Source organism: Halorubrum sp. AD140, from assembly GCF_034497445.1.
Lineage (GTDB): Archaea > Halobacteriota > Halobacteria > Halobacteriales > Haloferacaceae > Halorubrum.
Genome location: NZ_JAXRUU010000288.1, coordinates 1 through 1122, shown reverse-complemented (window position 1 = coordinate 1122; position 1122 = coordinate 1). Strand labels below are relative to the sequence as shown.

Below are 1122 nucleotides of genomic sequence, written 5' to 3'. Positions count from 1 at the left end.
GGAACTCAAGGTATTCAAACAGCGGTACTGTTCCGGTAGCCGCCGCATTCAAGAAGTCGTCTACCGAAGCCACATTTTGCAGGGTTGCGCTGGTGTTGGACACACTTTCTGCACTCTGCCGCTTCGTACGTGACGCTTTCTATGACTCGCTCCCAGACGTTATGACATGGTGCTTCGGGAATCAAACCATCGTCCCAGCGCTCCCTCAAACTGGGAATCTGCGTGTACGTTCATGTGATATTGTCTTTTCCAGATAATTATGCCAGAGCAGTTTGTGATTATCGGTGGCAACGCTGCCGGGATGAGTACTGCGACGCGGCTGCGACGACTTGACGAATCCGCCGAGATCATCGTGATCGAACAGAGTAAACACGTCTCGTATGCAAGCTGCGGACTCCCATATCATCTGAGCAACACCGTGTCTGAGGAGAATCTCGCTGTGATGGGCGTTGAACAACTGAGTGCCGCTTTCGATCTTGATATCCGAACGGGCGTTACAGTGACTGAGGTCGATCCGGATACTTCCACTGTCTCGAGTACCGGCGCCGATGGCGAACCGGTGGTAATCGCCTACGACGAACTTGTCGTCGCAACTGGAGCTGAACCGCTCGTCCCACCGATGTTTGGCCTCAACGAGCTGGAGTACTGTCATACCCTTCGAACGGTCTCGGATGCAACTGACATCCGCGATGACGTTGCCGACGCCGAGCGTACACTCGTTATCGGCGGCGGCTATATTGGGCTCGAAGTCGCCGAGAACCTCCACGACGCCGGCCACGACGTGGTTGTCGCCGAACTGCTCGATCAGGTGATGCCGAACACGCTCGGCCCGGAAATGGCGGCGATGGTTGAATCTCACCTCCACGCACAGGGAATCGATCTTCGACTGGCGACCGGCGTCGACGAACTGGCTGAACCTGGTGACGAAACAGTTGTCGCCACAATGGGCGACACCGACCACACTTTCGACCTCGTCGTCGTTGCTACTGGCGTCACCCCGCGAACGGAGTTGGCTGAGTCCGCCGGCGCCGAGATCCACGACAGCGGGGCAATCACAGTCGACGAGCGGATGCAAACTTCGGTGGACTCGATCTACGCTGTCGGAGATGCGGCTGCGCCTCC

Annotated in this window: 1 protein-coding gene and 1 pseudogene; one reads left to right on the top strand and one right to left on the bottom strand. The window is 57.2% G+C overall.

Annotated elements, in window-relative coordinates; all coding sequences use genetic code 11:
- Positions 1 to 103 (bottom strand): annotated as a pseudogene (locus U4E84_RS18255) (IS5/IS1182 family transposase); the annotation flags it as partial.
- A gap of 156 nt (positions 104 to 259) precedes the next feature.
- On the opposite strand from U4E84_RS18255, the gene U4E84_RS18250 reads away from it, so the two are divergent.
- Positions 260 to 1122: FAD-dependent oxidoreductase (locus U4E84_RS18250; protein ID WP_322533480.1), on the top strand; the 863-nt coding region annotated here is incomplete at its 3' end.